General features: G+C 67.6%; 21 protein-coding genes, 1 other RNA gene and 1 riboswitch. Of the genes, 14 read left to right on the top strand and 8 right to left on the bottom strand.

Features of this window, described 5'->3' with window-relative positions; genetic code table 11:
- The first annotated feature begins 46 nt into the window (after positions 1 to 46).
- A riboswitch (SAM riboswitch) is annotated at positions 47 to 127 on the top strand.
- A 42-nt stretch (positions 128 to 169) separates the two neighbouring features.
- From AAC979_RS20605 to argE, 4 genes are all read left to right on the top strand, one after another.
- Positions 170 to 1,378, top strand: coding sequence for an O-succinylhomoserine sulfhydrylase (locus AAC979_RS20605; RefSeq protein ID WP_371348753.1), 1,209 nt, complete (start codon positions 170 to 172; stop codon positions 1,376 to 1,378).
- Positions 1,379 to 1,494: 116 nt separating this feature from the next.
- Positions 1,495 to 1,887, top strand: coding sequence for a Co2+/Mg2+ efflux protein ApaG (gene apaG / locus AAC979_RS20600; RefSeq protein ID WP_371348752.1), 393 nt, complete (start codon positions 1,495 to 1,497; stop codon positions 1,885 to 1,887).
- Positions 1,888 to 1,992: 105 nt separating this feature from the next.
- A complete protein-coding gene (locus tag AAC979_RS20595) occupies positions 1,993 to 3,444 on the top strand; it encodes a TrkH family potassium uptake protein (RefSeq protein WP_371348750.1) in 1,452 nt (483 codons plus the stop codon).
- Positions 3,445 to 3,501: 57 nt separating this feature from the next.
- Positions 3,502 to 4,665, top strand: coding sequence for an acetylornithine deacetylase (argE, locus tag AAC979_RS20590; RefSeq protein WP_371348749.1), 1,164 nt, complete (start codon positions 3,502 to 3,504; stop codon positions 4,663 to 4,665).
- A 113-nt stretch (positions 4,666 to 4,778) separates the two neighbouring features.
- Here the strand turns inward: argE and AAC979_RS20585 are convergent, their stop codons facing one another.
- The 5 genes from AAC979_RS20585 to AAC979_RS20565 all read right to left on the bottom strand — a co-directional run bounded on the left by AAC979_RS20585 (position 4,779) and on the right by AAC979_RS20565 (position 9,217).
- On the bottom strand, positions 4,779 to 5,819 hold the full coding sequence (locus tag AAC979_RS20585; RefSeq protein ID WP_371348748.1) for an Hsp33 family molecular chaperone: 1,041 nt from the start codon (positions 5,817 to 5,819) through the stop codon (positions 4,779 to 4,781).
- Between the two features lie 163 nt (positions 5,820 to 5,982).
- The gene (gene argF, locus AAC979_RS20580) at positions 5,983 to 6,921 is read right to left on the bottom strand and encodes an ornithine carbamoyltransferase (protein ID WP_371348747.1); all 939 of its coding nucleotides are present in this window, start codon (positions 6,919 to 6,921) and stop codon (positions 5,983 to 5,985) included.
- Positions 6,918 to 8,126: an aspartate aminotransferase family protein gene (locus tag AAC979_RS20575; protein ID WP_371348745.1), complete on the bottom strand. Its 1,209-nt coding sequence runs from the start codon at positions 8,124 to 8,126 to the stop codon at positions 6,918 to 6,920. Before AAC979_RS20575 ends, argF begins: the two co-directional genes overlap by 4 nt.
- A gap of 180 nt (positions 8,127 to 8,306) precedes the next feature.
- Positions 8,307 to 8,822: a Spy/CpxP family protein refolding chaperone gene (locus tag AAC979_RS20570; protein ID WP_371348744.1), complete on the bottom strand. Its 516-nt coding sequence runs from the start codon at positions 8,820 to 8,822 to the stop codon at positions 8,307 to 8,309.
- Between the two features lie 38 nt (positions 8,823 to 8,860).
- Positions 8,861 to 9,217, bottom strand: a complete 357-nt coding sequence (locus tag AAC979_RS20565; RefSeq protein ID WP_371348743.1) for a GCG_CRPN prefix-to-repeats domain-containing protein — start codon at positions 9,215 to 9,217, stop codon at positions 8,861 to 8,863.
- Between the two features lie 420 nt (positions 9,218 to 9,637).
- Here AAC979_RS20565 and AAC979_RS20560 point away from each other — a divergent pair, with 420 nt between their 5' ends.
- Positions 9,638 to 10,141, top strand: a complete 504-nt coding sequence (locus tag AAC979_RS20560; protein ID WP_371348742.1) for a GcrA family cell cycle regulator — start codon at positions 9,638 to 9,640, stop codon at positions 10,139 to 10,141.
- Between the two features lie 100 nt (positions 10,142 to 10,241).
- The gene (locus AAC979_RS20555) at positions 10,242 to 11,006 is read left to right on the top strand and encodes a M48 family metallopeptidase (protein WP_371348741.1); all 765 of its coding nucleotides are present in this window, start codon (positions 10,242 to 10,244) and stop codon (positions 11,004 to 11,006) included.
- Between the two features lie 34 nt (positions 11,007 to 11,040).
- Here AAC979_RS20555 and AAC979_RS20550 read toward each other — a convergent pair whose 3' ends face one another.
- Complete coding sequence (locus AAC979_RS20550) at positions 11,041 to 13,290, bottom strand: transglycosylase domain-containing protein (protein ID WP_371348740.1); 2,250 nt, start codon at positions 13,288 to 13,290, stop codon at positions 11,041 to 11,043.
- A gap of 275 nt (positions 13,291 to 13,565) precedes the next feature.
- On the opposite strand from AAC979_RS20550, the gene pip reads away from it, so the two are divergent.
- Both pip and ampC read left to right on the top strand, forming a co-directional pair.
- Complete coding sequence (gene pip, locus AAC979_RS20545) at positions 13,566 to 14,519, top strand: prolyl aminopeptidase (protein ID WP_371348739.1); 954 nt, start codon at positions 13,566 to 13,568, stop codon at positions 14,517 to 14,519.
- Positions 14,520 to 14,548: 29 nt separating this feature from the next.
- Complete coding sequence (gene ampC, locus AAC979_RS20540) at positions 14,549 to 15,724, top strand: class C beta-lactamase (RefSeq protein ID WP_371348737.1); 1,176 nt, start codon at positions 14,549 to 14,551, stop codon at positions 15,722 to 15,724.
- 34 nt (positions 15,725 to 15,758) lie between these two features.
- On the opposite strand, the gene AAC979_RS20535 is transcribed toward ampC, so the two are convergent.
- Entirely contained in the window at positions 15,759 to 17,132 is a 1,374-nt protein-coding gene (locus AAC979_RS20535) for an APC family permease (RefSeq protein WP_371348736.1), read from the bottom strand.
- A gap of 98 nt (positions 17,133 to 17,230) precedes the next feature.
- Positions 17,231 to 17,989 carry a cyclopropane-fatty-acyl-phospholipid synthase family protein gene (locus AAC979_RS20530; RefSeq protein ID WP_371348735.1) on the bottom strand — a complete coding sequence of 253 codons (759 nt, stop codon included), beginning with the start codon at positions 17,987 to 17,989 and terminating at the stop codon, positions 17,231 to 17,233.
- A gap of 492 nt (positions 17,990 to 18,481) precedes the next feature.
- Between AAC979_RS20530 and AAC979_RS20525 the strand changes: the two genes are divergently transcribed.
- The 6 genes from AAC979_RS20525 (at position 18,482) to AAC979_RS20500 (ending at position 24,447) form a co-directional block, all read left to right on the top strand.
- Positions 18,482 to 19,174 (top strand): hypothetical protein, encoded by a 693-nt coding sequence (locus AAC979_RS20525; RefSeq protein ID WP_371348734.1) that lies wholly within the window; start codon positions 18,482 to 18,484, stop codon positions 19,172 to 19,174.
- Between the two features lie 44 nt (positions 19,175 to 19,218).
- Positions 19,219 to 19,316, top strand: an RNA gene (ffs, locus tag AAC979_RS20520) — signal recognition particle sRNA small type.
- A 247-nt stretch (positions 19,317 to 19,563) separates the two neighbouring features.
- Positions 19,564 to 21,489 carry an autotransporter outer membrane beta-barrel domain-containing protein gene (locus tag AAC979_RS20515; protein WP_371348733.1) on the top strand — a complete coding sequence of 642 codons (1,926 nt, stop codon included), beginning with the start codon at positions 19,564 to 19,566 and terminating at the stop codon, positions 21,487 to 21,489.
- A gap of 93 nt (positions 21,490 to 21,582) precedes the next feature.
- The gene (locus AAC979_RS20510) at positions 21,583 to 23,562 is read left to right on the top strand and encodes a DNA polymerase III subunit gamma/tau (RefSeq protein ID WP_371348732.1); all 1,980 of its coding nucleotides are present in this window, start codon (positions 21,583 to 21,585) and stop codon (positions 23,560 to 23,562) included.
- A 15-nt stretch (positions 23,563 to 23,577) separates the two neighbouring features.
- Entirely contained in the window at positions 23,578 to 23,898 is a 321-nt protein-coding gene (locus AAC979_RS20505) for a YbaB/EbfC family nucleoid-associated protein (RefSeq protein ID WP_244379191.1), read from the top strand.
- Positions 23,899 to 23,907: 9 nt separating this feature from the next.
- Complete coding sequence (locus AAC979_RS20500; RefSeq protein WP_371348731.1) at positions 23,908 to 24,447, top strand: hypothetical protein; 540 nt, start codon at positions 23,908 to 23,910, stop codon at positions 24,445 to 24,447.
- Positions 24,448 to 24,451: the final 4 nt, after the last annotated feature.

Below are 24,451 nucleotides of genomic sequence, written 5' to 3'. Positions count from 1 at the left end.
CATGTGGAGTCCGCTTGACGCGCCGCCCGGCACGGGAGTAAGCGAAAGGCATCGACGTGGTCATTTGAGCCGGCCGGCTTGCCGCCACGCTAAACAAGGTTGCTAAAAAGGCCGGGGCCGCGCGTGAGCGCGAGCGACCCCGGTTCACTGCACGAGACCGGAGCCGCAGATGACCGACACGCCCAAACTCTCCCCCGCCGACATCGCCGCGCTGCGGCCCGAGACGCGCCTCGTGCAGGGCGGCATTCTGCGCTCGCCCTTCGGCGAGACGGCGGAAGCGCTCTACCTCACCCAGGGCTATGTCTATGAGAGCGCCGAGCAGGCCGAAGCCCGCTTCAAGGGCGAGGATCCCGGCTTCATCTACACCCGCTATTCCAACCCGACGGCGGCGATGTTCGAGAGCCGCCTCGCGCTGCTGGAAGGGGCGGAAGTCGCCCGCGCCACCGCCTCCGGCATGGCCGCCGTCACCGCCTCGCTGCTGTGCCAGCTCAAGGCCGGCGACCATGTGGTGGCGGCGCGGGCGCTGTTCGGCTCCTGCCGCTATGTGATCGAGGAATTGCTGCCGCGCTTCGGCATCGCCTCCACCCTGGTCGACGGCACCGACCTCGCCGCCTGGAAGGCGGCGGTGCGGCCGGAAACCAAGGTCTTCTTCCTGGAAAGCCCGACCAACCCGACGCTGGAACTGGTCGACATCGCGGCGGTGGCGGACATCTCCAAGGCCGCCGGCGCCTGCCTCATCGTCGATAACGTCTTCGCCACGCCGATGCTGCAGAGCCCGCTCAGCCTCGGCGCGGATGTGGTGGTCTATTCCGCCACCAAGCATATTGACGGTCAGGGCCGCTGCCTCGCCGGCGTGGTGCTGTGTTCGGAGAAATTCCTCACCGACCATCTGCAGACCTTCCTGCGCCAGACCGGGCCCTCCGTCTCGCCCTTCAATGCCTGGGTGATGCTGAAGGGGCTGGAGACGCTGCCGCTGCGGGTCGAGCGTGCGCAGGCGAGCGCCGCCACGCTGGCCGACCGGCTGGCGGGGCTCGCGGGCATAAGCCGCGTGCTCTATCCCTGGCGCGCCGATCATCCCCAGCACGCGCTGGCGACGCGGCAGATGCGCGGCGGCGGCACGCTGGTGACCTTCGAGGTGGAGGGCGGCAAGGCCGGCGCGTTCCGTTTCCTCAACCAGCTCAAGGTGGTGCGCATCTCCAACAATCTCGGCGACGCCAAGAGCCTCGTCACCCATCCCGCCACCACCACACATCAGCGTTTCACGCCCGAGGCGCGCGCCGAAATGGGCATTCTCGACGGCATGGTGCGGCTTTCGGTCGGCCTCGAACATGTGGACGACCTCACCGACGACATCGCCCGGGCGCTGAAGGCAGTGTGAAACGGTAAGCGGCGGCGGCACAAAACGCAGGCGTTACCCGCCGCCGCCTTGCCCTCCGGCACCGAAGGCCTTTCATTAGTGGGACTTGGGCGATTCGGGGGGCCGGGAGAGCGGGCATGTATCGGGCGACGACGAAAGGCGTGCAGGTGACGGTGACGCCGCGCTTTGCGCCCGAACGCTCCGATCCCGAGCGTAGCCAGTATTTCTGGGCCTATACGATCGAGATCGTCAATCTCGGCCTCGACACGGTGCGCCTGCTCACCCGGCACTGGATCATCACCGACGCGCTGGGCCGCGTGCAGGAAGTGCGCGGCGCCGGCGTGGTGGGCGAACAGCCGGTGCTGCCGCCGGGCGCGCATTTCGAATATACCAGCGGCGTGCCGCTGCCGACCTCCACCGGCATCATGGAAGGCCGCTACGGGCTGCAGACCGCCACGGGCGAGAGCTTCGAGGCCGAGGTGCCGGCCTTCTCGCTCGACGTGCCGGGCGAGGCGCGGACGCTGAACTGACGGGATGGCCCGCGCGGGCGGCTTCCGGCCCTGCGTTGAAGCGGCTATGCTGGCGCCAGCTTTCCTTGGCGGGTCCCCCGCCGCGCCGAACGGTCTCCTGATCCCGTGATCGACTTCCGCCCGATCGCCGCCATTCTCGGCGTCCTCCTCGCCGTTCTCGGCACGACGATGATGATTCCGGCGATGGTCGATCTCGTCGCCGGCGGCGGCGATGTCCTCGCCTATGCCGCCTCCTCCGTGATCACCGTCTTTGTCGGGCTGTCGCTGTGGCTGGCCGGCCGCTCCAGCGAGGTTCAGAAACTGTCGCTGCGCCAGGCCTTCGTGCTCACCGCGCTGAGCTGGGTGCTGCTATCGGCCTTCGCCGCCATTCCTTTCATGTGGGCGGAAACCGACCTGTCGCTGGCCGACGCCTATTTCGAGGCGATGAGCGGGCTCACCACCACAGGCGCCACCGTCATTGGCGGGCTCGACCACCGCCCGCCGGGGCTGCTGATCTGGCGTGCCTTCCTGCACTGGTATGGCGGCATCGGCATCATTGTCATGGCCATTGCGCTGCTGCCGATGATGCGGATCGGCGGCATGCAGCTTTTCCGCGCCGAATCCTCCGACAAGTCAGAGAAGCTGCTGCCGCGCGCGGCGCAGATGGCCAAGGGCATTCTCGCCTCCTATCTGTTCCTCACCTTCGCCTGCGCCCTCACCTATGGCTTTTGCGGCATGAGCGTGTTCGACGCCGTCGCCCATGCCATGGCGACGATCTCGACCGGCGGCTTCTCCACCCACGACGCCTCGATCGGCTATTTCAACAGCCCGGCCATCGACTATGCGGCGATCGTGTTCATGCTCTCGGGCTCGCTGCCCTTCGTGCTCTATGTCCGCGTGCTGGCCGGCGATTTCAGCCGGCTGTTCGCCAATGCCGAGGTGCGGCTTTTCCTGTCGCTGGTGGCGCTGTTCGCCGTCGTCTCCACGATCCAGCAGGTCAGCGGCGGCATCAACCAGGGCGAGACGGCGCTGCGCTTCGCGCTGTTCAACGTGGTGTCGCTGATGTCCACCACCGGCTTCGTCACGGTGGACTTCACCCATTGGGGCCCGCCGACCGAGGCGCTCTATTTCGTGGTGATGTTCCTCGGCGCCTGCACCGGCTCCACCGCCGGCGGCATGAAGAGCTTCCGCATCGCCATTCTCGGCTCGTCGCTGAAGCAGCACCTCAAGCGGGTCATCTATCCCCATGGCGTTTTCCCAGTGCTCTATGGCGGCAAGCCGATCGGCGACGATGTGGTGGCCTCGGTGCTGTCCTTCGCCTTTCTCTATCTCGCCAGCTTCCTGCTGGTCGCCATCGCCATCAATCTGCTGGGCTTCGATCTCATCACCGCTTTTTCCGCCGCCATCACCGCGCTGGCCAATGTCGGTCCCGGCCTCGGCCCGGTGGTGGGGCCGGCGCAGAATTTCGCCAGCCTGCCCGATCATGTGATCTGGCTGCTGTCCTTCGCCATGCTGCTGGGGCGGCTGGAATTGTTCACCGTGCTGGTGCTGTTCCTGCCGAGTTTCTGGCGGCGCTAGTTTGGCGGCGCAGCATAAGCCTCTATGCTGGCGGCCTATCGAGACGAGGATTCCCCCATGCTTGCCGTACGGACGACGACCGAGGAATTGCTGGCCTATCTGGTCGCCTTCGACACGACGAGCCGCAACTCCAATCTCGACCTCATCGCCTTCGTGCGCGACTACCTCGCCGCCTTCGGCATTGAGGGCACGATCATCCCCAGCGAGGCCGGCGACAAGGCGAGCCTGTTCGCCACCATCGGCCCGTCCGGCGTCGGCGGGGTCTGCCTCTCCGGCCATTCCGACGTGGTGCCGGTGGACGGCCAGCCCTGGAGCACCGACCCGTTCACCCTGACGCCGCTCGACGACAAGGTCTATGGGCGCGGCTCCTGCGACATGAAGGGCTTTCTCGCCTGCTGCCTCGCCATGGTGCCGGATATGGTGGCGCGCCCGCTGGCGACTCCCATCCATCTTCTCGTCTCCTATGACGAGGAAGTCGGCTGCACCGGCGTGGTGCCGGCGGTGCGCCGGCTGGGGGTGGATCTGCCGCTGCCGCGCGCGTGCATCGTCGGCGAGCCCACCTCGATGCGGGTGGTGGACGCGCATAAATCCGGCATCGCCTATGTCACGACCGTCACCGGGCGCGAGGCGCATTCCTCCATGCCCCAGCTCGGTGCCAATGCCATCTTCGCCGCCGCCGAACTGATCGGCGAACTCGACCGCGCGCGCGCCGAACTGGTCGCGGCGGGCGATGCTTCCAGCCGCTTCGACCCGCCCTCCACCACGGTGCAGGTGACGGTGGTGGGCGGCGGCACCGCCGGCAACATCGTGCCGCGCGAATGCCACCTGCGCTGGAATGTGCGCGGCCTGCCCGGCTTTGACGAGGACGCGCTGCTGGACCGCTTCACCCGCTTCGCGGAAAGCGTGGTGCTGCCGAAGCTGCGCGAGACGGCGCCGGAATCCTCGATCACCACTGATTTCATCTACAAGGTGCCGCCGCTCAGCCCCCAGCCGGGCTCGCCGGCGGAAACGCTGGCGCTGCGCCTCGCCGGGCAGAATCGCACCCATACCGTCTCCTACGGCACCGAGGGCGGGCATTTCCAGGCGCAGGGTATCCCGACCATCATCTGCGGGCCGGGCTCGATCGACCAGGCGCACAAGCCGGACGAATATATCGAGATCGCCCAGCTTCGCGCCTGCGAGCGGTTTCTCGCCGGGCTCATCGCGGAATGCGCGGGGTAGGCGGCGTGCGCTGAAGCGCCATGGTGCCCGGCCAGGGGCCGAGCACCATGGGTTCATGACGTTCCGAGCGGGCGAAACGGTGGAAGATCGCGGCGGGGCTCAGCCCTCGGGGCTCAGCCTTGCGCCGCGTCCCCCGCCTCGCCGCTCTCGACGACTTCCTCGGCCTTGAAGTCATAGGTGCGGCCGCAGAATTCGCAGGTGACGCCGATCTTGCCGTCTTCGACCAGGCTGTCGCGCTCTTCCCGCGTGAAGCTGGAGAGCACGTTCATCACCCGCTCGCGCGAGCAGGAGCATTTGGCGACCACGGCCTCGGTGTCGAACACCCGCACGCCGCGCTCGTGGAACAGGCGGAACAGCAGCCGCTCGCTGGACAGGTCGGCATCGACCAGTTCCACATCCTCCACCGTGCCCATGATGGAGAGCGTCTCGACCCAGGCGTCGTCCTCGTCCGTCTCGGGCAGTTCGGTGCCTTCCGGCGCATCGCCGGGATGCAGGTCGACCGGGCGCACCCGCCCGCCCTCGGTCGGCAGGAACTGCACCATCAGCCCGCCGGCCCGCCAGGAGGACGGCGCGCCGCCCGGGTGCATCTCCTCCGCCACCGCGAGGCGCACCCGGGTGGGGATCTGTTCCGACTGGGTGAAATACTGGTGCGCCGCGGCTTCCAGCCCCTCGCCATCCAGCGCCACCACGCCCTGATAGCGGTTAACGCTCAGCCCCTGGTCGATGGTCATGGCGAGATGGCCATGGCCGAGCAGCGCGCCGCTGTCGAAGCCGGCGCCGGACGGCAGCGCCGCCTGCATCGCCTCCAGCCGCTCCGCATCGAAGCGGGCATAGGCGCGCACATCCTGCGGCGCGGCGAAATCCACCACCAGCAGGTCGACCGGCCCGTCGGTGCGGGTCTGCAAAATGAAGCGGCCCTGAATCTTCAGCGTCGAGCCGAGCAGCACGGTGAGCGCCACGGCCTCGCCGAGCAGACGCTTGACCGGGGCGGGGTAGTCGTGATGCGCGAGCACGGCGTCGAGGCTGGTGCCCAGACGCACGACGCGCCCGCGCACATCGAGCCCGTCAATGTGGAACGGGGTCACGCGGTCGTCGACCGCGCGGGGATCGGGCCCACGAGAGGCCGGGGAGGGAGAAGCGCTGTGTGTTGTCATGTCGCCCGCCCATATAGGAGCGCCGCCGGGAATGTGCGAGGGGGCCGGAGGACGCCCCGCAGGTGCTGTCATCCCGGACGGCGGCAGGCCGATCCGGGAGCGGCTTCAGGATGGACAGCCATCCCGGCACGACGCTGCGCTTCGGCCGGGATGACGCTTGGCGCTAGGCCACCGCGCCTTCGAGGCACCAGGCGAGGATGCCCTTCTGCGCGTGCAGCCGGTTCTCCGCCTCGTCGAACACCACCGATTGCGGACCGTCCATCACCTCGTCGGTGACTTCCTCGCCGCGATGCGCCGGCAGGCAGTGCATGAACAGCGCATCCTTCGCCGCCCGCCGCATCAGCGCGCCATTCACCTGGAAGGGTTTCAGCAGATTGTGCCGGCGTTCGGCCTCGGCATCGCCCATCGACACCCAGGTGTCGGTGACGACGCAGTCCGCGCCTTCCACCGCCGCTTCCGCTTCATGGCCGAAGGTGACCTTGGCGCCGGTCTCGCGCACCCAGTTCACCAGCGCGGGACGCGGGGCCAGTTCGGGCGGCGTGGCGACGTTGAGCGCGAAGTCGAAGCGCTGCGCCGCATGCACCCAGGACACCAGCACATTATTGGCGTCGCCGGTCCAGGCGACGGTGCGCCCGGTGATCGGCCCGCGATGCTCCTCGAAGGTAAGCACATCGGCCATGATCTGGCAGGGATGGGAATCGCGCGTCAGCCCGTTGATCACGGGGACGGTGGCATGCTCGGCGAGTTCGGCCAGCGCCGCGTGGTCGAGAATGCGGATCATGATCGCGTCGACATAGCGCGAAAGCACGCGGGCGGTGTCGGCGATGGTCTCGCCCCGCCCGAGCTGCATCTCCGCGCCGGTCAGCATCAGCGTCTCGCCGCCAAGCTGGCGCATGGCGAGATCGAAGGAAATGCGCGTGCGGGTCGAGGGCTGATCGAACACCATCGCCAGCGCTTTGCCGGCAAAGGGCCGCTCCATCGCCACTTCGCGGCGGCGGCTCTTCAGGCTCTTCGACAGCTCCATCACCGCGCGCAGTTCGTCCGCCGGCATCTGGTCAAGGTCGAGAAAGTGCTTCACCGCACCCCGATGATGCGCGTTCATGCCGCCGCTCCCTTCGCGGCCGAGGCCTTCAGCACTGCCTCGATCCGCGTGCAGGCGGCGTCGAGCTTGTCGAACGCCGCGTCGATTTCCGCCTCGCCAATGGTCAGCGGCGGCAGCAGGCGCACCACATTCTCCGCCGCCGAGGGGGCGAGCATGCCTTCCGCGCGCATGGCGGCGATGAAATCCGTGTTCGGCACCACGGTGCGCAGGCCGAGCAGCAGCCCCTCGCCGCGCACTTCCGCGATCACCGCCGGGTGGCGGTCCTTCAGCTCGGCGAGGCGCTGGCGCAGCCGGGCGGAAGTGGCGAGCACGCGGTCGAGGAAGCCGTCTTCCAGCACCACGTCCAGCACCGCATTGGCGACGCTCATCGCCAGCGGGTTGCCGCCATAGGTCGAGCCATGCGTGCCGGCGGTCATGCCCTTGGCGGCGTTCTCGGTGGCGAGGCAGGCGCCGACGGGGAAGCCGCCGCCAATGCCCTTGGCCACGGCCATGATGTCCGGGGTGATACCGGCCCATTCATGGGCGAAGAACTTGCCGGTGCGCCCGACGCCGCACTGCACCTCGTCGAGGATGAGCAGCAGGCCATGCGCGTCGCACAGCGCGCGCAGCTCGCGCAGGAACGCCCAGGAGACGGCGCGCACGCCGCCCTCGCCCTGCACCGGCTCGATGAGAACGGCGCCGGTCTCCGGGCCGATCGCCGCCTTCACCGCGTCGAGATCGCCGAACGGCACCTGGTCGAAGCCGGGCATGGCCGGGCCGAAGCCCTCCAGATATTTCGCATTGCCGCCGGCGGCGATGGTCGCCAGCGTGCGGCCGTGGAAGGCGCCCTCGAAGGTGATGATGCGGGCGCGCTCGGGCTGGCCGCTGGCGGAATGGTACTTCCGCGCCATCTTGATCGCGCATTCCAGCGCCTCCGCACCCGAGTTCGTGAAGAACATGGTGTCGGCGAAGGTCGCTGCGGTGAGGCGCGCGGCGAGGCGCTCGCCGCCTTCGATGCGAAAAAGGTTGGACAGATGCCAGAGCTTGCCGGCCTGTTCGGTCAGCGCCGCCACGAGATGGGGATGGGCGTGGCCGAGCACGTTCACCGCGATGCCGGCGGTGAAGTCGAGATATCGCTCCCCGTCCTTGGTGAACAGCCAGGCGCCCTCGCCCCGATCGAAGACGAGGTCGACACGGTTATAGGTCGGCAGGATGGGGGTGATCACCTCGCCCCTCCCTCTCTCAACATGAAGCGCCGCACAGGATCAGCGCCCGCCCAAAACGAAACGTGCCGCCCTTGCGGGGGCGGCACCCGATGGCGGCAATTCTAGCGAAAGGGGCGGTGCGGTCAATATTCGCCCGCCCGGCGGGCGCGAATTGCCGCCGGGCCGCGCGCCTTAGCGGCGCTATTCCTGCTCGGCCTCGAAAATCCACAGTTCCAGCGTCGGTTGCGGGCGGCCCGCATCGTCGGTCATGCCGAGAAAAGCCGGGAGGCGGCGCTTCTGCTCCACGCTCAGCGTGGCGACCAGCGGCTTCAGCGCCGCGACGATCGAATTGAGGTCGGAGGCTCGGGCTGCTTCTGCCGCGGCGAGACGCTCCAGCACGTCGAGAAAATCCTGTGCCGGCTCAGCTTCTGCCCGGTCCGCGGCGCGACCGGCGGCGTTCCTCGCCGCGTGGCGGATCGCCTCCTCCACCGGCGGCCACAGCTTCTCCTGCTCCGGGGTCAGGCGGATGACGGTCTTCAGCGCCACCAGCCGCGCATCCAGCGTCGCCTGCGCGTCCTCCTCACTATAGAGGTCGACGAGAGGCTGCGCCGCCTCGGCGGAGGGGGGCGGCGCGGCGGGTGCCGGGCTCTGCGCCTGCGCGACATTGCCCATCGCAAGCACGGTGGCGAGCGTCGCCAGTCTGAGGAAAGAGGTCATGGTCTGTCTCCGTGCGTGCAAGGGCTCAGGCATTCGGCTCAGGGCTTCCAGCCGCCGCCGGGCAGCGGGCCGTGATAGGGCGTGTCGCGGCAATGACCCCACGGCCCGCGCCAGAAGCCGGGCGGGCAGCCATTGCCGTAATAGACCGGCGCGCCGGGCGGGCCGGCATAGCCGCCGCCGGGCAGCGGCCCGGTATAGGGCGTGTCGCGGCACCCGCCCCACGGCCCGCGCCAGGCGCCGGGCCCGCAGCCCTGGGCCACCGGGGTGAGGCCGGGGTCCGGACGCGCGCCCGCCAGCGGCGCCGTCGCGGGAGAGCCGGCCGGCAGGGCAATGGCCGCGCCGGCGGAGAGGGCGAGAAGGCTCAGGCAGGCAAAGGCGGCGGCAAGGCGCGGCATCGGCATCTCCCTCGGTTGCGGCACACGGCGCCGGCCTTCTCCCAAGGGATCGGCACGTCCCTGCGCGTGCGGCATAAACCTCGGGAAACCCGGGGAGTTCCCCGTCTCGCGCAGGGCCGATCCGCGTGAGGATCCGCCCTGCGCCCACCGGCCGCGCGATGTGTCGCCGACCAAGTACTTGATCCGACTCGGCTTCGTCGGCGAGTGTTGCAGTGCGGACTCTAGCTGGGGAAAACGATCGTTTCGCCCCTGAACCTACTCGCCCCGAGTCCACGCATATTGTAGCCTCCCCCCAGTGAGATACGACATCTCGTGCGGCGGCAATTCCCTGTTGCGTTTGCGGGCGTTGGGTTCGGCAGGCTCGGTCTGCCGGAGGGGTGAGGGATTCCGCCTCGCGGTCGGCACGAAGGAGGCCAAGCGATGAACTGGACCGACGAACGAGTCGAGCTGCTGAAGAAACTCTGGTCGGAAGGCCTCTCGGCAAGCCAGATCGCGGCAGAACTCGGCGGCGTCACGCGCAACGCGGTCATCGGCAAGGTGCACCGGCTGGGCCTGTCCGGCCGCGCCAAGGCGCCGGCCGCGCCGGCGCCGCGCCCGCGCAAGCCGCGCCCCGCGCCGGCGGCCCAGGTGGCGCGGCCGATGGTGCAGGGCAACACCGTCCTCGCCCCGGTCATGGCGCCCGTAGCCGAGCCGGAGCCGGAAGTGGTGCCGGACGCGGTCGCCAAGGTGATCCCGATGGGCGAGCGCTGCACCATTCTCGACCTCACCGAATTCACCTGCCGCTGGCCGGTGGGCGACCCCGGCAAGGGCGATTTCCATTATTGCGGCAGCCGCTCCAAGACCGGCCTGCCCTATTGCGCCTATCACGCCCGCATCGCCTATCAGCCGGTGCAGGACCGCAACCGCCGCCGCGTCGCCCGTTAGGTCATCCTCGGACGACGCGCTGGCCGGCTCCCGCTCCCGTCTGGTGCATCCGCGCCGGCGGGTGCCATAATGGGGACCCATTTTCCCGGCCGGTTGTCGCATGCTCTTCCGCGCCCTCATCCCCGCCCGCCGCAAGACCCCGGCCGCGCCCGAGCCCAGCCATTTCCGGCTGCGGCTCACCGGCGAGGACGTGCTCGTTCAGTTGCGCCGCAATCCGCGGGCGCGGCGCTACACGCTGCGGGTCCGCGCCGCCACGCGCGACGTGGTGCTCACCCTGCCGGCGCGCGGCACGCTGAACGAGGCGCTGGACTTCGCCCGCCGCCATGCCGGCTGGGTGGAGCTGCGGCTCGCGCGCCTGCCGGACACTGTCGCCTTCGCCCCCGGCGCGCATCTGCCGCTGCGCGGCACCCCGCACCGCATCGTCCATGTGCCGCAGGCGCGCGGCACGGTGTGGGCGGGACTTGAGGAAAACGAGCCGGTGCTGTTCGTCGCCGGCGAGGCGGCCCATGTCGGCCGGCGTGTCAGTGATTTCCTCAAGCGCGAGGCCCGCCGCGATCTTGTCGCGGCCGCGCGGCGCCATGCCGGCGCGCTCGGCGTGACCATCACCCGCATCACCCTGCGCGACACGGCGAGCCGCTGGGGCTCCTGCTCCAGCACCGGCGCGCTGTCCTTCTCCTGGCGGCTGATCCTCGCCCCGCCCGCGGTGCTGGATTATCTCGCCGCGCATGAGGTGGCGCATCGGCGCGAGATGAACCACGGCCCGCGCTTCTGGGCCACTGTGGACGGCCTGTTCCCCGAGCGCCACGCCGCCGAGGCCTGGCTGAAGACGCACGGCGCCAGTCTCCACCGCTACGGGGCGGAGTAGCCGGTCCTCCGACGGATGCGCGACCGCGCCTCCCTCACCCGCTGCCAAACAGCTTGTCGAGCAGCCAGTTGTCGAGGCCGGGTCGCGGGGCGGCGGGCGCGCGCGAGGGGCCACCGGTCACCACCGGCTCCTCGGGCACGTCGCCGGGCGGCAATTGCCCGCCCCCGGCACTGACGGGCACCGCCGTGCCCGGCAGCGCGACGACCGGCTGGTCCTTGTGCGCCGCCTTCATCACCTGGCTCCAGATCTCCACTGGCAGACCGGAGCCGCCGGCCTTCCTGGTCGGCGAGGAATCGTCATTGCCGAGCCAGACGCTGGTGATGAAGCGGCCGGTATAGCCGACGAACCAGGCGTCGCGATAATCCTGGCTGGTGCCGGTCTTGCCGGCAGCGGGCCAGCCCGGCAGGTCGGCGCGCCGCGCGGTGCCGGTGATCAGCACGTCCTGCATCATCCGGTTCATCATCGCCACATGCGGCGGCGCCATCACCATGCCGCGCCCGGCCTCGGCATAGGTGTAGAGGATGGCCCCGCTCCGGTCGCGCACCCGCTCGATGACATGCGGGGTGACGCCGACGCCGCCATTGGCGAAGGGCGCATAGGCGCTGGCCATTTCCAGCACCGAGACTTCCGAGGTGCCGAGCGCGATCGAGGCATTGGGCTCCAGCTTGGAATTGATGCCGAGCCGGTGCGCGGTCTTCACCACCTCGTCCGGCCCCACTTCCAGCGCGAGGCGCACCGCCACCGTGTTGAGCGACAGCGCCAGCGCCGTCTTCAGCTCGACCGCGCCGCGATAGTCGCGGGAGAAATTCTCCGGCTTCCAGCCCTTGAGCTGGATCGGCGCGTCGGCGCGCACGCTTTCCGGGGTCAGCCCGCGCTCCATGGCGGTGAGATAGACGAAGGGCTTGAACGCGGAGCCGGGCTGGCGCCGCGCCGTCACCGCGCGGTTGTATTGGCTCTCCTCATAGGAACGCCCGCCGACCAGCGCCCGCACGCCGCCCACCGTGTCCATCACCACGAGCGCGCCCTGCTCGACGCCGAGCTTCTTGCCGGATTTCGCCAGCGCGTCCTTCAGCGCCTTGTCGGCGGCGGTCTGCACGGCGGGGTCGATGGTGGTCTGGACCACGAGGTCCTGCGTCACCGGGCCGACCAGCGTCTTCACCTGATCGAGCACCCAGTCGGCGACATAGCCATAGGAATCCGGCCCCTGCGCCTTCGCCACGGTGGCGGGGCGATTGAGCGCGGTCTGGCGCATTTCCGGGGTGATGAAGCCGGCCTCCTGCATCGCCGCCAGCACCACCTCGGCGCGCGCCTGCGCGCCCTCCAGGTTGCGGGTGGGGGCGAGGGCGGAGGGCGATTTCACCAGCCCGGCCAGCATCGCCGCCTCCGACAGCGTCACCTGCCGGGCGGACTTGCCGAAATAGCGCTGCGCGGCGGCTTCCACCCCATAGGCGCCGGCGCCGAAATAGACGCGGTTCATATAGAGTTCGAGGATCTCGTTCTTGGTGTACTTGGTCTCCAGCCAGATGGAGAGAATGAGTTCCTGCACCTTGCGCGACAAAGTGCGCTCCTGGGTGAGGAACAGATTCTTCGCCAATTGCTGGGTCAGCGTCGAGCCGCCCTCGCGCACCCGCCCCCGGGTCAGGTTCACCACCACGGCGCGGGCAAGGCCCAGCGGATCAAGCCCGAAATGCGAATAGAAGCGCCGATCCTCGATGGCGACGAAAGCCTGCGGCAGATAGGGCGGCAGCGCCCGCAGCGGCACATTGGTGCCGCCCATCTCGCCGCGCGTGGCAATCGCTTGCCCGTCCGCCCCCTGGATGATGACGGTCGGCGGCCGCTCGGGAATGGCGAGGTTCTGGATCGGCGGCAACTGGCTCGCCTCGTAGAAGATCAGCCCGGCAAGGCCGATCGCCCCCCACAGGCCGAGAACGACGCCCCAATAGACCAGCCGGCCGATCAGCCCGCGGCGGGGCGGGCGGCGGCGCCCGCTGCTGCGGCCGCGCTCCCGTACGCGCTCCTCATCCTGTCGGCGGTTCCGGCTTGTCCTCGCCACGCGCGGCTCGTCCTCCCACTCGGCCTCCTCGGCCTCCTCCCATTCGTCATGCCGGCGGCGGGAGACGCGCGGCGGCGGCAGCGCCTTCGCTGCCTTGCGGCTGCGCGCGCGGTCCGGCGCGGCCGGAGGAAGCGTCGGCCGATCATCGGCGCTGAGGCGCAGATCGCCATCGAAGCCGGGCGTTCCCAGCACCGGCTCGCGCCTCTCCCTGTCGCCGCGTCGTCCGAACATGAACCTCCGCCCCGCAGGGCACCTGTGTGAGCCGGTAAACGAACCCTAAATCAGGGCCTTTAAGCGGGGGTTAAGGGGAGAGACTGCGGCATGGGGAGGGCGTTTCCTCCCAGGGTTAACGCCGCCGCACAGGTCCCGGCCCGCGCCCAAACCTCACCGCTGACGGCGAGGCTCCCTCTCAATTCAGGGAGGCAGCGCCGCCGCCCGTCATCGGAGTAGAGTAGCGGGTGAGTCGGCCCCGCGCCGGCGCCTCTAACCCAACCAGCACGGCCCCCATGAGCGACCTGCGCACCCTCTATCCGCCCATCGAACCTTTCGAGACCGGCATGCTCGATGTCGGCAACGGCCATTGCATCTATTGGGAGCGCGTGGGGACGAAGGGCGGCAAGCCGGCCGTGTTCCTGCATGGCGGGCCGGGCGGCGGCATCGTGCCCGCCCACCGCTCGCTGTTCGACCCCAGCCGCTATGAGGTGGTCCTGTTCGACCAGCGCGGCTGCGGGCGCTCCACCCCCTATGCTGCGCTGGAGCACAACACCACCTGGGACCTGGTGGCGGATATTGAGCGGCTGCGCGAGGCCTTCGGCTTCGACACATGGCAGGTCTTCGGCGGGTCCTGGGGCTCGACGCTGGCGCTCGCCTACGCTGAAACCCATCCCGAGCGGGTGAGCGAACTGATCCTGCGCGGCGTCTACACCCTCACCCAGGCGGAACTCGACTGGTATTACCGCTTCGGCGTCTCCGAGATGTTCCCGGACAAATGGGAGCGCTTCCTTGAACCGCTGAAGACGCCGGAACAGCGCGCCGACCCCGTCACCGCCTATCGCGCTTTGCTCACCGGCGCGGACGAGGCGGTGAGGCGGGAAGCAGCCAGGGCGTGGTCGAGCTGGGAAGGCGAGACCATCACCCTGCTGCCGGATGCCGGCTATTCCACCAGTTTCAGCGACGGGCATTTCGCCCTCGCCTTCGCCCGCATCGAGAACCACTACTTCTTCCACAAGGCCTGGCTGCGCGAGCGCCAGCTTCTCGACGACGCGCACCGGCTGCGCGGCATTCCCGGCGTCATCGTCCATGGCCGCTACGACATGCCCTGCCCGGCCCGCTATGCCTGGGAACTGGCGAAGATCTGGACCGATGCCGAGTTCCACCTGATCGAGGGCGCCGGCCACGCCTTTTCCGAGCCCGGCATTCTCGACCGGCTCATCCGCGCCACGGACACATTCGCCCGTTAGGGCGGGGTGTCCGTGCCAAGGAGCCTCGCATGATCACATTGTCCCGCCGCGCCGTGCTCGCCTCGGCGCTGCTGCCGCTCGGCGCCGCCATCGCGCCGGCCCGCGCCCAGAGCGCCAAGGCTGCGCCCGATTTCGGCAAGGTCGCGGCGCCCATCTTCACCGCGCTCGCCAAGGCCAACGGCATTCCCGGCCTCGTCGTCGGCCTCACCCGCAACGGCCAGCACGAAATCCTCGCCATCGGCCAGACCGCCCGCACCGACGGCAAGCCGGTGGATGGCGACACGCTGTTCGAGCTCGGTTCGGTCAGCAAGACGTTCAACGTCACGCTGGCCGCGCTGGCGGCGGAGCGCGGGCGGCTCGACCTCGACGCGCCGCTGGACAAGGTCGCGCAGCGGCTCACCGGCACCGCCTTCGGCGCGCTCACCCCGCTCGACCTCGCCACCCATGCGACGGGCGGCATGCCGCTGCAGGTGCCCGACAGCGTGCGCAACGAGAAGGAACTGGTGGAGTGGCTCGCGGCCTGGAAGCCGGCGGCGCCCCCGGCGACACGGCGCGCCTATTCCAACATCAGCATCGGCGTGCTCGGCCTCGTCACCGCCACCGCGCTGGGCACCAGCTTCCCCCGCGCGGCGGAGAACGACCTGTTCCCGGCGCTCGGCCTCTCCAGCACCTATATCGAGGTGCCGGAGAACGAGATGGCCCGCTACGCAATGGGCTACACCAAGGCCGACAAGCCGGCCCGCGTCAGCCCGGGCCTGCTGGCGCCGGAAGCCTATGGGGTGAAATCGACAGCGCTCGACATGCTCACCTTCCTCGACGCCAATATGGGCGTCGGCACGGTCGAGCCGGAGATGGCGCGGGCGCTGGCGCGCACCCATACCGGCTATTACCAGACCGCCGACTATGTGCAGGAAATGGTGTGGGAGCGCTATCCCTGGCCGGTGAAGCGCGACCGGCTGCTCGCCGGCAATTCGCTCGACATGGCGATGAAGCCGCAGCCGATCAAGAAGCTCGATCCGCCCTCCCCGCCAGCCCCAGTGAGCTTCATCAACAAGACCGGCTCGACCAATGGCTTCGGCAGCTATGTCGCGATGATCCCGGCGGAAAAGCTCGGCATCGTGGTGCTCGCCAACCGCAACTATCCCAATGAAGAGCGGGTGAAGGCGGTCTATGCGCTGGTGGAAGGGCTGCGCGGCGCCGGCTGACCCCCTTGGCCGGCGCTTTCCGGCGCGGGCGCCCTCAGGCCGGCCGGGCGCCGGCGCGGCCGAGCCAGATGAAGGGCGCGCCCGCCAGCAGCACGCCGACCCCGACCAGCGCGCCATAGCCGGTATAGGCGATGCTGGCATAGAGTAGATAGGCGCAGGTCAGGCAGAACAGCGCCGGGGTCAGCGGATAGAGCGGCGCGCGGAAATGGCCCGCCTGTCCGCTCTCGCGCCGGCGCAGTATGAAGAAAGACGCGCCCACCAGCAGCAGGAACAGCCAGAACACCGGCGCGGTATATTCCACCATCGCCTGGAAGCCGACGCGGGTGCTCGCGCCGAACAGCACGAGGGCCAGCGCGATGCCGCTCTGCGCCAGAATGGCGTTGACCGGCATATTGCTGCGCTCCTCCCACAGGCCGATGCGGCCCAGAAGCGGGAGTTCGCGCCCCAGCGAGTAGTACAGCCGGGCGCCGGTGAAGATGGTGGCGTTCATCGTGCTCAGCGCGGCGAAGCACACCAGCAGCGCCACCGCCAGCGCGGCGCCGGGGCCGAAGAGACGCTGCAGCGTGTCGGCCGCCACCACATCGCTGGCGCGCAGCCCGTCAAGGCCGAGCACGCTGAGATAGGCGAGGTTGACGAGGAAATAGAGCCCGGTGATGACCGCCACGCTCGCCACCAGCACGCGCGGCATGTTACGGCGCGCATCCTTCATCTCGCCGGAGAGATAGGCCACCTCGTTCCAGCCGCCATAGGTGAGCAGGATCAGCACCATGGCGAGGCCGAACGCCCCGCTGGCCGAACCGGCGCTGCCGGTCGTCGCCTCTGCCGGCGCGCTGCCCAGCGCGAGGCCGAAGCCGGCAATGGCGAGCACGGCGAGCAAAGTGAGGATGGTGAACACCAGTTGCAGCGTCCGGCTCTGCCGCGAACTCGTCAGGTTGATCGCGGTGAACAGCAGGATCGCCCCCGCGGCATAGAGCGCCGGGCCCCAGGGGCCGAGAGGCAGGATGCCGTGAGCGTAATCGCCGAAGACGAAGGCCACCGCCGCGATGGCGCCGGTCTGGATCACGGTGAGCCGCGCCCAGGCGAAGAGCAGCGCCACCGGCCGGCCGAGCGCGCGGCGCAGATAATGATACTCGCCGCCGGCATGCGGATAGGCCGAGCCGAGTTCGGCATAGACGAAGGCGCCGATCAGGGTGATGGCACCGCCGATCACCCAGAAGCCGACAAAGGCCCATTCGCTGGACACGTTGAGCGCGACGATCTGCGGCGTGCGGAAAATGCCGATGCCGACGACGATGCCGATCAGCATGGCAATGCCGTCCAGCGCGGAAAGGCTCGGCTTCGGCGCGCCCTGCGCCCGGACGGCGCCGGCGGCCACAGCGGAATCGCGCGCGATCGCGAGGGGCTTCACGGGGATCTCTCCGATTGGGGGGGGGAAGGAAGATGCGCGGCAGGGCGCGCCCGCCCGCAGGGCGGGCGGGGGAAGTCGCGGCGAACAGGAAGGCGAATTTAGCTGCGCACCGCCGTCCAGTTCCTCACCGGCCCGCCGGAAGCGGTGCCGGACAGGCTGTCGCCGACCAGCGCGCCGACATAGTCGATCCCGCCGGCGGAAAAGTGCAGTTCCTTGCCGACGACGCGGCCCTTCTCAATCGGCGTGCCGCCGAGATCGCCCGACACGTTCTGGTAGGTCTGGGTCAGGCGCAGCGTCTGCTCGCCCAGCCGCCACTCGCCCTCCACCTTGGCCGGCACGATCCACATCAGCGCCGTGCACCAGCGGCTGCAATCATCGGCGAGGCGGTCGATGCGGTCGGCCTCCCAGTCGCCCATCGCGAAGCTGTTGGAGACGACGCGCGTGCCCGGCTCCATGTCCAGGATCTGCGGGCGCAGCCGCTCATTGAGCTGCGGCAGCAGAAACAGGGTGAGCACCTGTGCCTTGGTGAAATCGGTCTCGAAAATATCCGCCTGCTCGAAGCTGGCGCGGTCGGCCACCCCGGCGGCCTCGGCGCGGCGCTTGGCCAGCGCGACCAGCTCCGGATTGTACTCGATGCCATGGGCGCGCAGCCCGCGCTTGGCCGCCGCGATCACCGTGCGCCCGTCGCCGGAGCCGAGATCAACGAGATAGTCCTGCGGCGTCACCTGCGCCATGTCGAGCATTCGGTCGACCAGCGCATCGGGCGTCGGCACCCACACCACATCCTTGCCGGGCTGGCCGGATTGGGGGGCATAGGCTTCCTCGGCCGAGGTCGTGACCTCGGGCGGGGAGTTCACCGGCGGTGCCGTCTGCGCCGTGGCCGGGCCGGCCAGTGTGAGCGCGCCCGCGGCGAGAAGCGCGGCGAGCCCAGCGCTGGCGCCGTATCTCCGCCGCGCCGTGCGTTCAGGACGCCGCGCCGCACCGATGAGCGATGAATCGGCGACTTGCGACGACTGATGACAATCAGATGAATTTTCGTCGAACGCTCGTAGCAACTTACCTCTCCTTCGGTTGATACTTTCTCACTCGACTCTATTGAGACTTTACGTTTGGTAACATTCACTCTTCATCGCGCCCACTCAATTAACCTTGACGCCGCAACGGTCACAACGCTTTGAGCCGGGGCTTTCCGCAGCGCAGCGACGCCCTAGGCGCCCACAAACGGCCATGATACAAATTCGTTATCATACCCCCCTTGGACACGCGACGCCTTGAATATATCCATGGTGATGACGTAACTGCTCAGGCAATACAATCACCCAAAAACCTTCTTAAATTGGACGAAATATATGATTAAGCCAAAAGTTGGGGAAGAAGGCGTATACGATATTGGGATCTTTAATCCCATCGCATCTTCATTACCTCGCGATGAGGGAGCAGATTTTGTTTTCTATATTAACAATTTGATTAATCTAAATTCGTTGCTAAACGATTTCATAAATGCAGTATCTTTGTTTGAGATAATTGAAATTCAAGAATATAATTTCATTAAAGAAATTGATAAACTAAATACTATTTCAAAAAATAAAATATGTGGAACTATAGATGGATGGAAAAACATAGCCGCCCGAGATGCAGGAATGACCGTTTTTGGGATAAGGGAAATAATATCTTATTTGCAATCGTATTTACACAAAGTACCTTATCTCAATAGCGTTGCAAAAAGTGACGAATTGGATAGAGCATTAGTTGAATTCGACAATAAATTTAATAATGCAAAACTATTGAGAAATGCCATTGGACATCGATGTGAAATAACATTTTCACCTAAAGAAATAATGCGACATACAGTAGATAATAGGATAATTATCCCCCACATAGATAAGAGAGTCTATAGATTAACATTCAAGAAAATGAATCTATCTCTCGAAATATCAAAAGATAATCATATAAATTTAGCAGAAATAATAAATTTGGTTTATAGTTCGTACCCGAATATTGTCCATCTGCTACCTCCAATTTCCGTGCCGAAACGAGACTGATGCGCCCTCTTGCATCCCCCGCGCATCTGGACGATATAGGCGGCGGGAGGTTGGCGGTGGACGAGCCACTCGCCAACCGGGTCAGGTCCGGAAGGAAGCAGCCCCAACGAGCCCGGATCGGGTCTCTGTCCAGCCTCCCACCTCACGACCCATGCCACGCCCCGCACCGCCCGTTCCGGCGCCCGCCGGGCGAGGCCATGCCGGCGAATGCACCCAAAATCGGCAGGGATAGGGGCATGAAGCGCCCTGCCCCGGGTTGCTCCTTACGGCGCCTGCCGCCATTTTCGCTACTCCGAAACAGCGGAGGGCGAGCATTGAAGCGGGGCAGGCGGGAGCAGCGGCGCGGAGCCGCTCAGACCGGGCAACGGGCGGCAGGTCCGATCGCGGCGGTGCTCGGCGCGCTTTTCCTCGCCCCGGCGGCGCAGGCCCAGTCGGTCTGGGACCCCCTCCTCAGCAACAGCAACTGGTATGTCACCGTCCCGCAAATGCTGGCCTATGCGGCCCCGGACACCAGCTTCGCCAATCCGCTGCCCATTGGCGACCAGACGCTGTGGGCGCTCGGCACCTCCACCGACGGCGTGTTCACCGGCACCAGCACCGGCACGCTGGCCATCGGCCCCATCGTTTCGACCTCGGAACTGACCATCCAGGGCACGGTCACGCCGGCCGGCCAGATTTCCATGGTGTTCACCTCCACGGATGGCGGCCCCAGCACCATCGGGCTCGGGCGAATGGTGCCGATCGGCGACACGATCAGCATGGAAATGCAGATGATCATCGGCACCGATCTGCTGGTGAGCCACTGGGCCTATATGCTGCCCTATGATCCCGCTGTCTTCACCCCGCCGGAAGCGCAGGTGGTGCCGAGCAATCTCTCGCCGCAATGGGCGTGGTCGCAGGGCACGCCATGGCGGATCGTCAGCCCGGAGGCGTTCGGCACCGCCCAGCCCGGCACCTTCATCATCACCGGCTACAAGAGCGGCTATTTCTGGGGCGAGGGCCTGCGCCCGGACGGCACCGCCTTCACCCTGCTCGGCTCGATCACGCCGGAAGGGCGGGTGCTGTTCAACACGATCACCGATGGCGAGCTCGCCAGCCTCTATGGCGGCATCGAGGGCGACGCCTCGGACGCGCAGATGCTGCTCGGCACCTATGATTCCTCAGCCGTCTTCACCGGCGACATCACCCAGACGACCGTCGTGCGCCCCTATGTCGAGACAGTGGCGGCGACCGGCACCGCCGCCGCCCTCGGCGCCGCCCGCACGCTCTATGCCGTCGCCGGCACCACGGACGGGCTGTTCGGCGCGATGGCGCCGGTCACGCTCACCCTCAACGATCTCGGCGGCCCCGCTCTGTCGGGCGCGATCAGCCAGACGCTGCCGGTGCTCGCCGGCGCCGCCACCGAGGCGACCGCGAACATCCAGCGCATGCTCGGGCAGGTCGTGACCGAGCGGCTGGACGCGGCGCCGGAGACCAGCCGGGCCTGGGTGCGCCCGCTCGGCGGCGGCGGCCATCAGAGCGCCATCGGCGGCGTGCCGGGCTACAGCTTCGATGGCGGCGGCGCCGCCTTCGGCGTCGACCGCAGCTTCGACGGGGCGTTCCGCGCTGGCGCGCTGTTCGCCTTCACCTCCACCGGCGTTTCCGCCGACACCGATGCCGCGCGGGCCAATCTCGCCACCGGCACCGCCAATCTGCGCTCCTATACGCTCGGCGCCTATGGCTCCTACGCGCTGGGCGAGGGGCTCGACCTCAGCGCGCTGGTCAATGCCGGGCTGGTCGACACCGACACCTCGCGCACTATCGGCTTCATGGGCACGCAGGCGCAGGGCGATTACCAGAGCCGCGTGCTCCAGCTCGGCGCGCGGCTGCGCGGCACGCTGCCGGCCGGCGGCGGGCTGACGCTGATGCCGGCGGTACGGCTCGATTTCCTCGGCGTCGACGCGGACAGCTACAGCGAGACCGGCGCCGGCCCGCTCAACCTCGCGGTGGACGGCCAGACCTATCGCGAACTCTTTCTCTCCGGCGAACTCGCCTTGCGCTATGCGCTGACCGAGACGCTGGCACTGACGGCGCGCGGCAGCGTCGGCTATGATCTCATCGGCGACACCGGCGGCGTCACCGCCGCCTTTGCCGGCGGCGGCGATCCTTTCGTCACGCCCGGCGCCGACCTGTCGCCCTGGCTGTTCACTGCCGGGCTCGGCCTCGTCGCCCAGCGCTCCGAGACGCTGAGCTTCGAGGCGCGCTACGATGTGCAGGCGAGCCCCTCCGCCTATCTCAACCAGACCGGCTCGCTCGCGGTGAAATGGCGGCTGTAGCGCGCGCTCCGGCCTCCCGCCGTCCCCGGAAATTTGTCCGCCCCGTCGTCGCCGCGTTGCGCGATCCGCCGCCGGCGATGCTATGAAGGGGCCATGAGCGCCGACACCCCCGACAGGCATGACCAGACGCCCGCCGACGACACGCCGGGCTTCGACCTCGGCATCGCCCCGGCGGTGCCCGCGCTGGCGCCGGCCGCCGCGCCCGCGCCTTATCGCGTGCTGGCGCGCAAATACCGCCCGCAGACCTTCGCCGACCTGATCGGCCAGGAGGCGATGGTGCGGACGCTGGGCAATGCCTTCGCCTCCGGGCGCATCGCGCAGGCCTATATCCTCACCGGCGTGCGCGGGGTAGGCAAGACCACCACCGCCCGCATCCTCGCCCGCGCGCTCAATTACGAGCCGGCCGACGGCCCCGCCGGTGGTGGCGCGCCGACGCTGGACATGCCGGTGCTCGGCCGCCATTGCCGCGACATCATCGAAAGCCGCCATGTCGACGTGCAGGAAATGGACGCCGCGTCCAATACCGGCATCGGCGACATCCGCGAGATCATCGAGGCGGCGCGCTACAAGCCGGTGCTGGCGCGCTACAAGGTGTTCATCATCGACGAAGTGCACATGCTCTCCACAGCGGCCTTCAACGGCCTGCTGAAGACGCTGGAAGAGCCGCCCGAGCATGTGAAGTTCATCTTCGCCACCACGGAAATCCGCAAGGTGCCGGTCACGGTGCTCTCGCGCACCCAGCGCTTCGATCTGCGCCGGGTCGAGGCCGGCACGCTGGCGCGGCACCTCCAGGGCATCTGCGCATCGGAAGGGGTCGGCATCGACGCCGAGGCGCTGAGCCTCATCGCCCGCGCGGCGGAAGGCTCGGTGCGCGACGCGCTCTCGCTTCTCGACCAGGCCATCGCCCATTCCGGCGGGCAGGCGACGGGGGGCATGGTGCATGGCGAACAGGTGCGCGCGCTGCTCGGCCTCGCCGATCGCGGCCGGGTGATCGACCTGTTCGAGGCGCTGATGAAGGGCGACATCGCCCTGGCGCTGACCGAACTGCGCGAACAATATGATTCCGGCGCCGATCCGGCGGTGGTGATCGCCGATCTCGCCGAGTTCACCCATCTCGTCACCCGCATGAAGATCCTGCCCGAGACGGCGGACGATGCGGCGCTGGTGGAGGCCGAGCGCCTGCGCGGGCGGGAGTTCGCCCGCGGCCTGTCCATGCGGGTGCTCTCGCGCGCCTGGCAGATGCTCACCAAGGGCCTCGGTGAGGTGCAGCAGGCGGCCAAGCCGATGCAGGCGGCGGAAATGGTGCTGGTGCGCCTCGCCTATGCCAGCGACCTGCCAACCCCGGACGAGGCGCTGCGCCGCCTGCGCGACGGCGCGGCGGATGCGCCCGCCGGCCGGCCTTCCGGTGGTGGCGGCGCGCCGATGGGCAACGGTTCTGGAGGCGGCGGGTCCGGTGGCGGCGGTTCGGCGATGGCGGCGACCGCCCCGCGCAGCTTCCCCGCGCCTTCGCACGCCCCCTCGGCGGCGCCGACCGCCGCAAGTCACCTCTCCGTCGCCTCGCGCGCCACGCCGCGCCCGGCCGCACCGGCGCCCGCGCCCACACCCGGCCTCGCCGTGGCGAGCTTCGAGGACCTTGTCGCCCTCGCCGCCGCAAGGCGCGACCTCAAGCTCAAATTCGCGCTGGAAAACAGCGTGCGCCTCGTCGCCTTCGAGGACGGGCAGATGGAAGTCGCGCTTGCCCCCGGCGGCGCGCCGAACCTCATTCAGGAACTTCAGTCCAAGCTGTCGGAATGGACCGGCCGGCGCTGGCTGGTCGCCCTGTCGCGCGAAGAGGGCGAGCCGACGCTGGCCGAGAAGGCCGCCGCCCAGCGCGACGCGATGATGACCGGCGTGCGCGCCGACCCGCTGGTGGCGGCGGCGCTGGCGCGGTTTCCCGGCGCCACCATCGTCGATGTGCGCTCCCTCGCCCCGGAGGAGCCCGCCGGCTTCACCGGCGATGCCGACATGACCGACGCCGATCTGATGGCCGCCCGCGACGACGGGCCGGGCGCGGATGACGAGATCGAATTCTGACACAGGAGTTTCCCGATGAAAGACCTTCTCGGCATCATGTCCAAGGTGAAGGAGATGCAGTCGAAGATGGAGCAGCTCCAGGCGGAGCTTGAAGCCATCGAGGTCGACGGCGCCGCCGGCGGCGGCATGGTCACGGTGCGCGTCTCCGCCAAGGGCGCGCTGAAGGCGATCCATATCGACCCGAGCCTGCTCAACCCGGACGAAGCCGAAATTCTGGAAGACCTGATCGTCGCCGCCCATGCCGACGCCCGCGCCAAGGGCGAGCGCATCGTGCAGGAGAAGACGCAGGCGATCACCGCCGGCCTGCCGATCCCTCCCGGCATGAAGCTGTTCTAGAATGCAAAAATGATCGAATCAGCTTCACCCCTGTTTTCGAGTGACGCTTTTCTGGGCGCGGTGGTTGGCGGGTTCCTCGCCGCCGCCGGCTCTATTATTGCTCTTTGCATCCAGCAGTTCTTACAGGGGCTGGAACGCAGGAAGACGGCGAAAGCTGTATTTCTTGAACACGGACAGCACTTTCAGCAGCTTCTGGAAAAAATAGTAAATCATCATCAAGCACGAGGAGAGATTTGGTTTGAATACGTAAATCAAGTTGATATTGTGTTCGGGATAGTTAATAGAAATCTTGAATGGATCGCATTGCTGAAAAAATCAGATTCGAAATCTGAATTGAGATCATACTTCTCAGAGGCCTATTACGCGACAAAAAGAGCGCAATTTTTGCAGACTAGATTTTACGAAAAAAGCGAAATACTGAAAAAATCAATAGACGATGATAAATCAGAAATAATATCCGAGATCAGAGACATAAATACTGAAATAAGAAATGCAATAATTGAAATAAAAAGAATACACGTCGACCACAAATTACTATTTAGTAATTAAATAA

This window comes from Ancylobacter sp. IITR112, from assembly GCF_041415945.1.
Taxonomy (GTDB): Bacteria; Pseudomonadota; Alphaproteobacteria; order Rhizobiales; family Xanthobacteraceae; genus Ancylobacter.
Note: the sequence above shows the minus strand (reverse complement) of the source record. Positions and strands in the feature narration are given on the sequence as shown.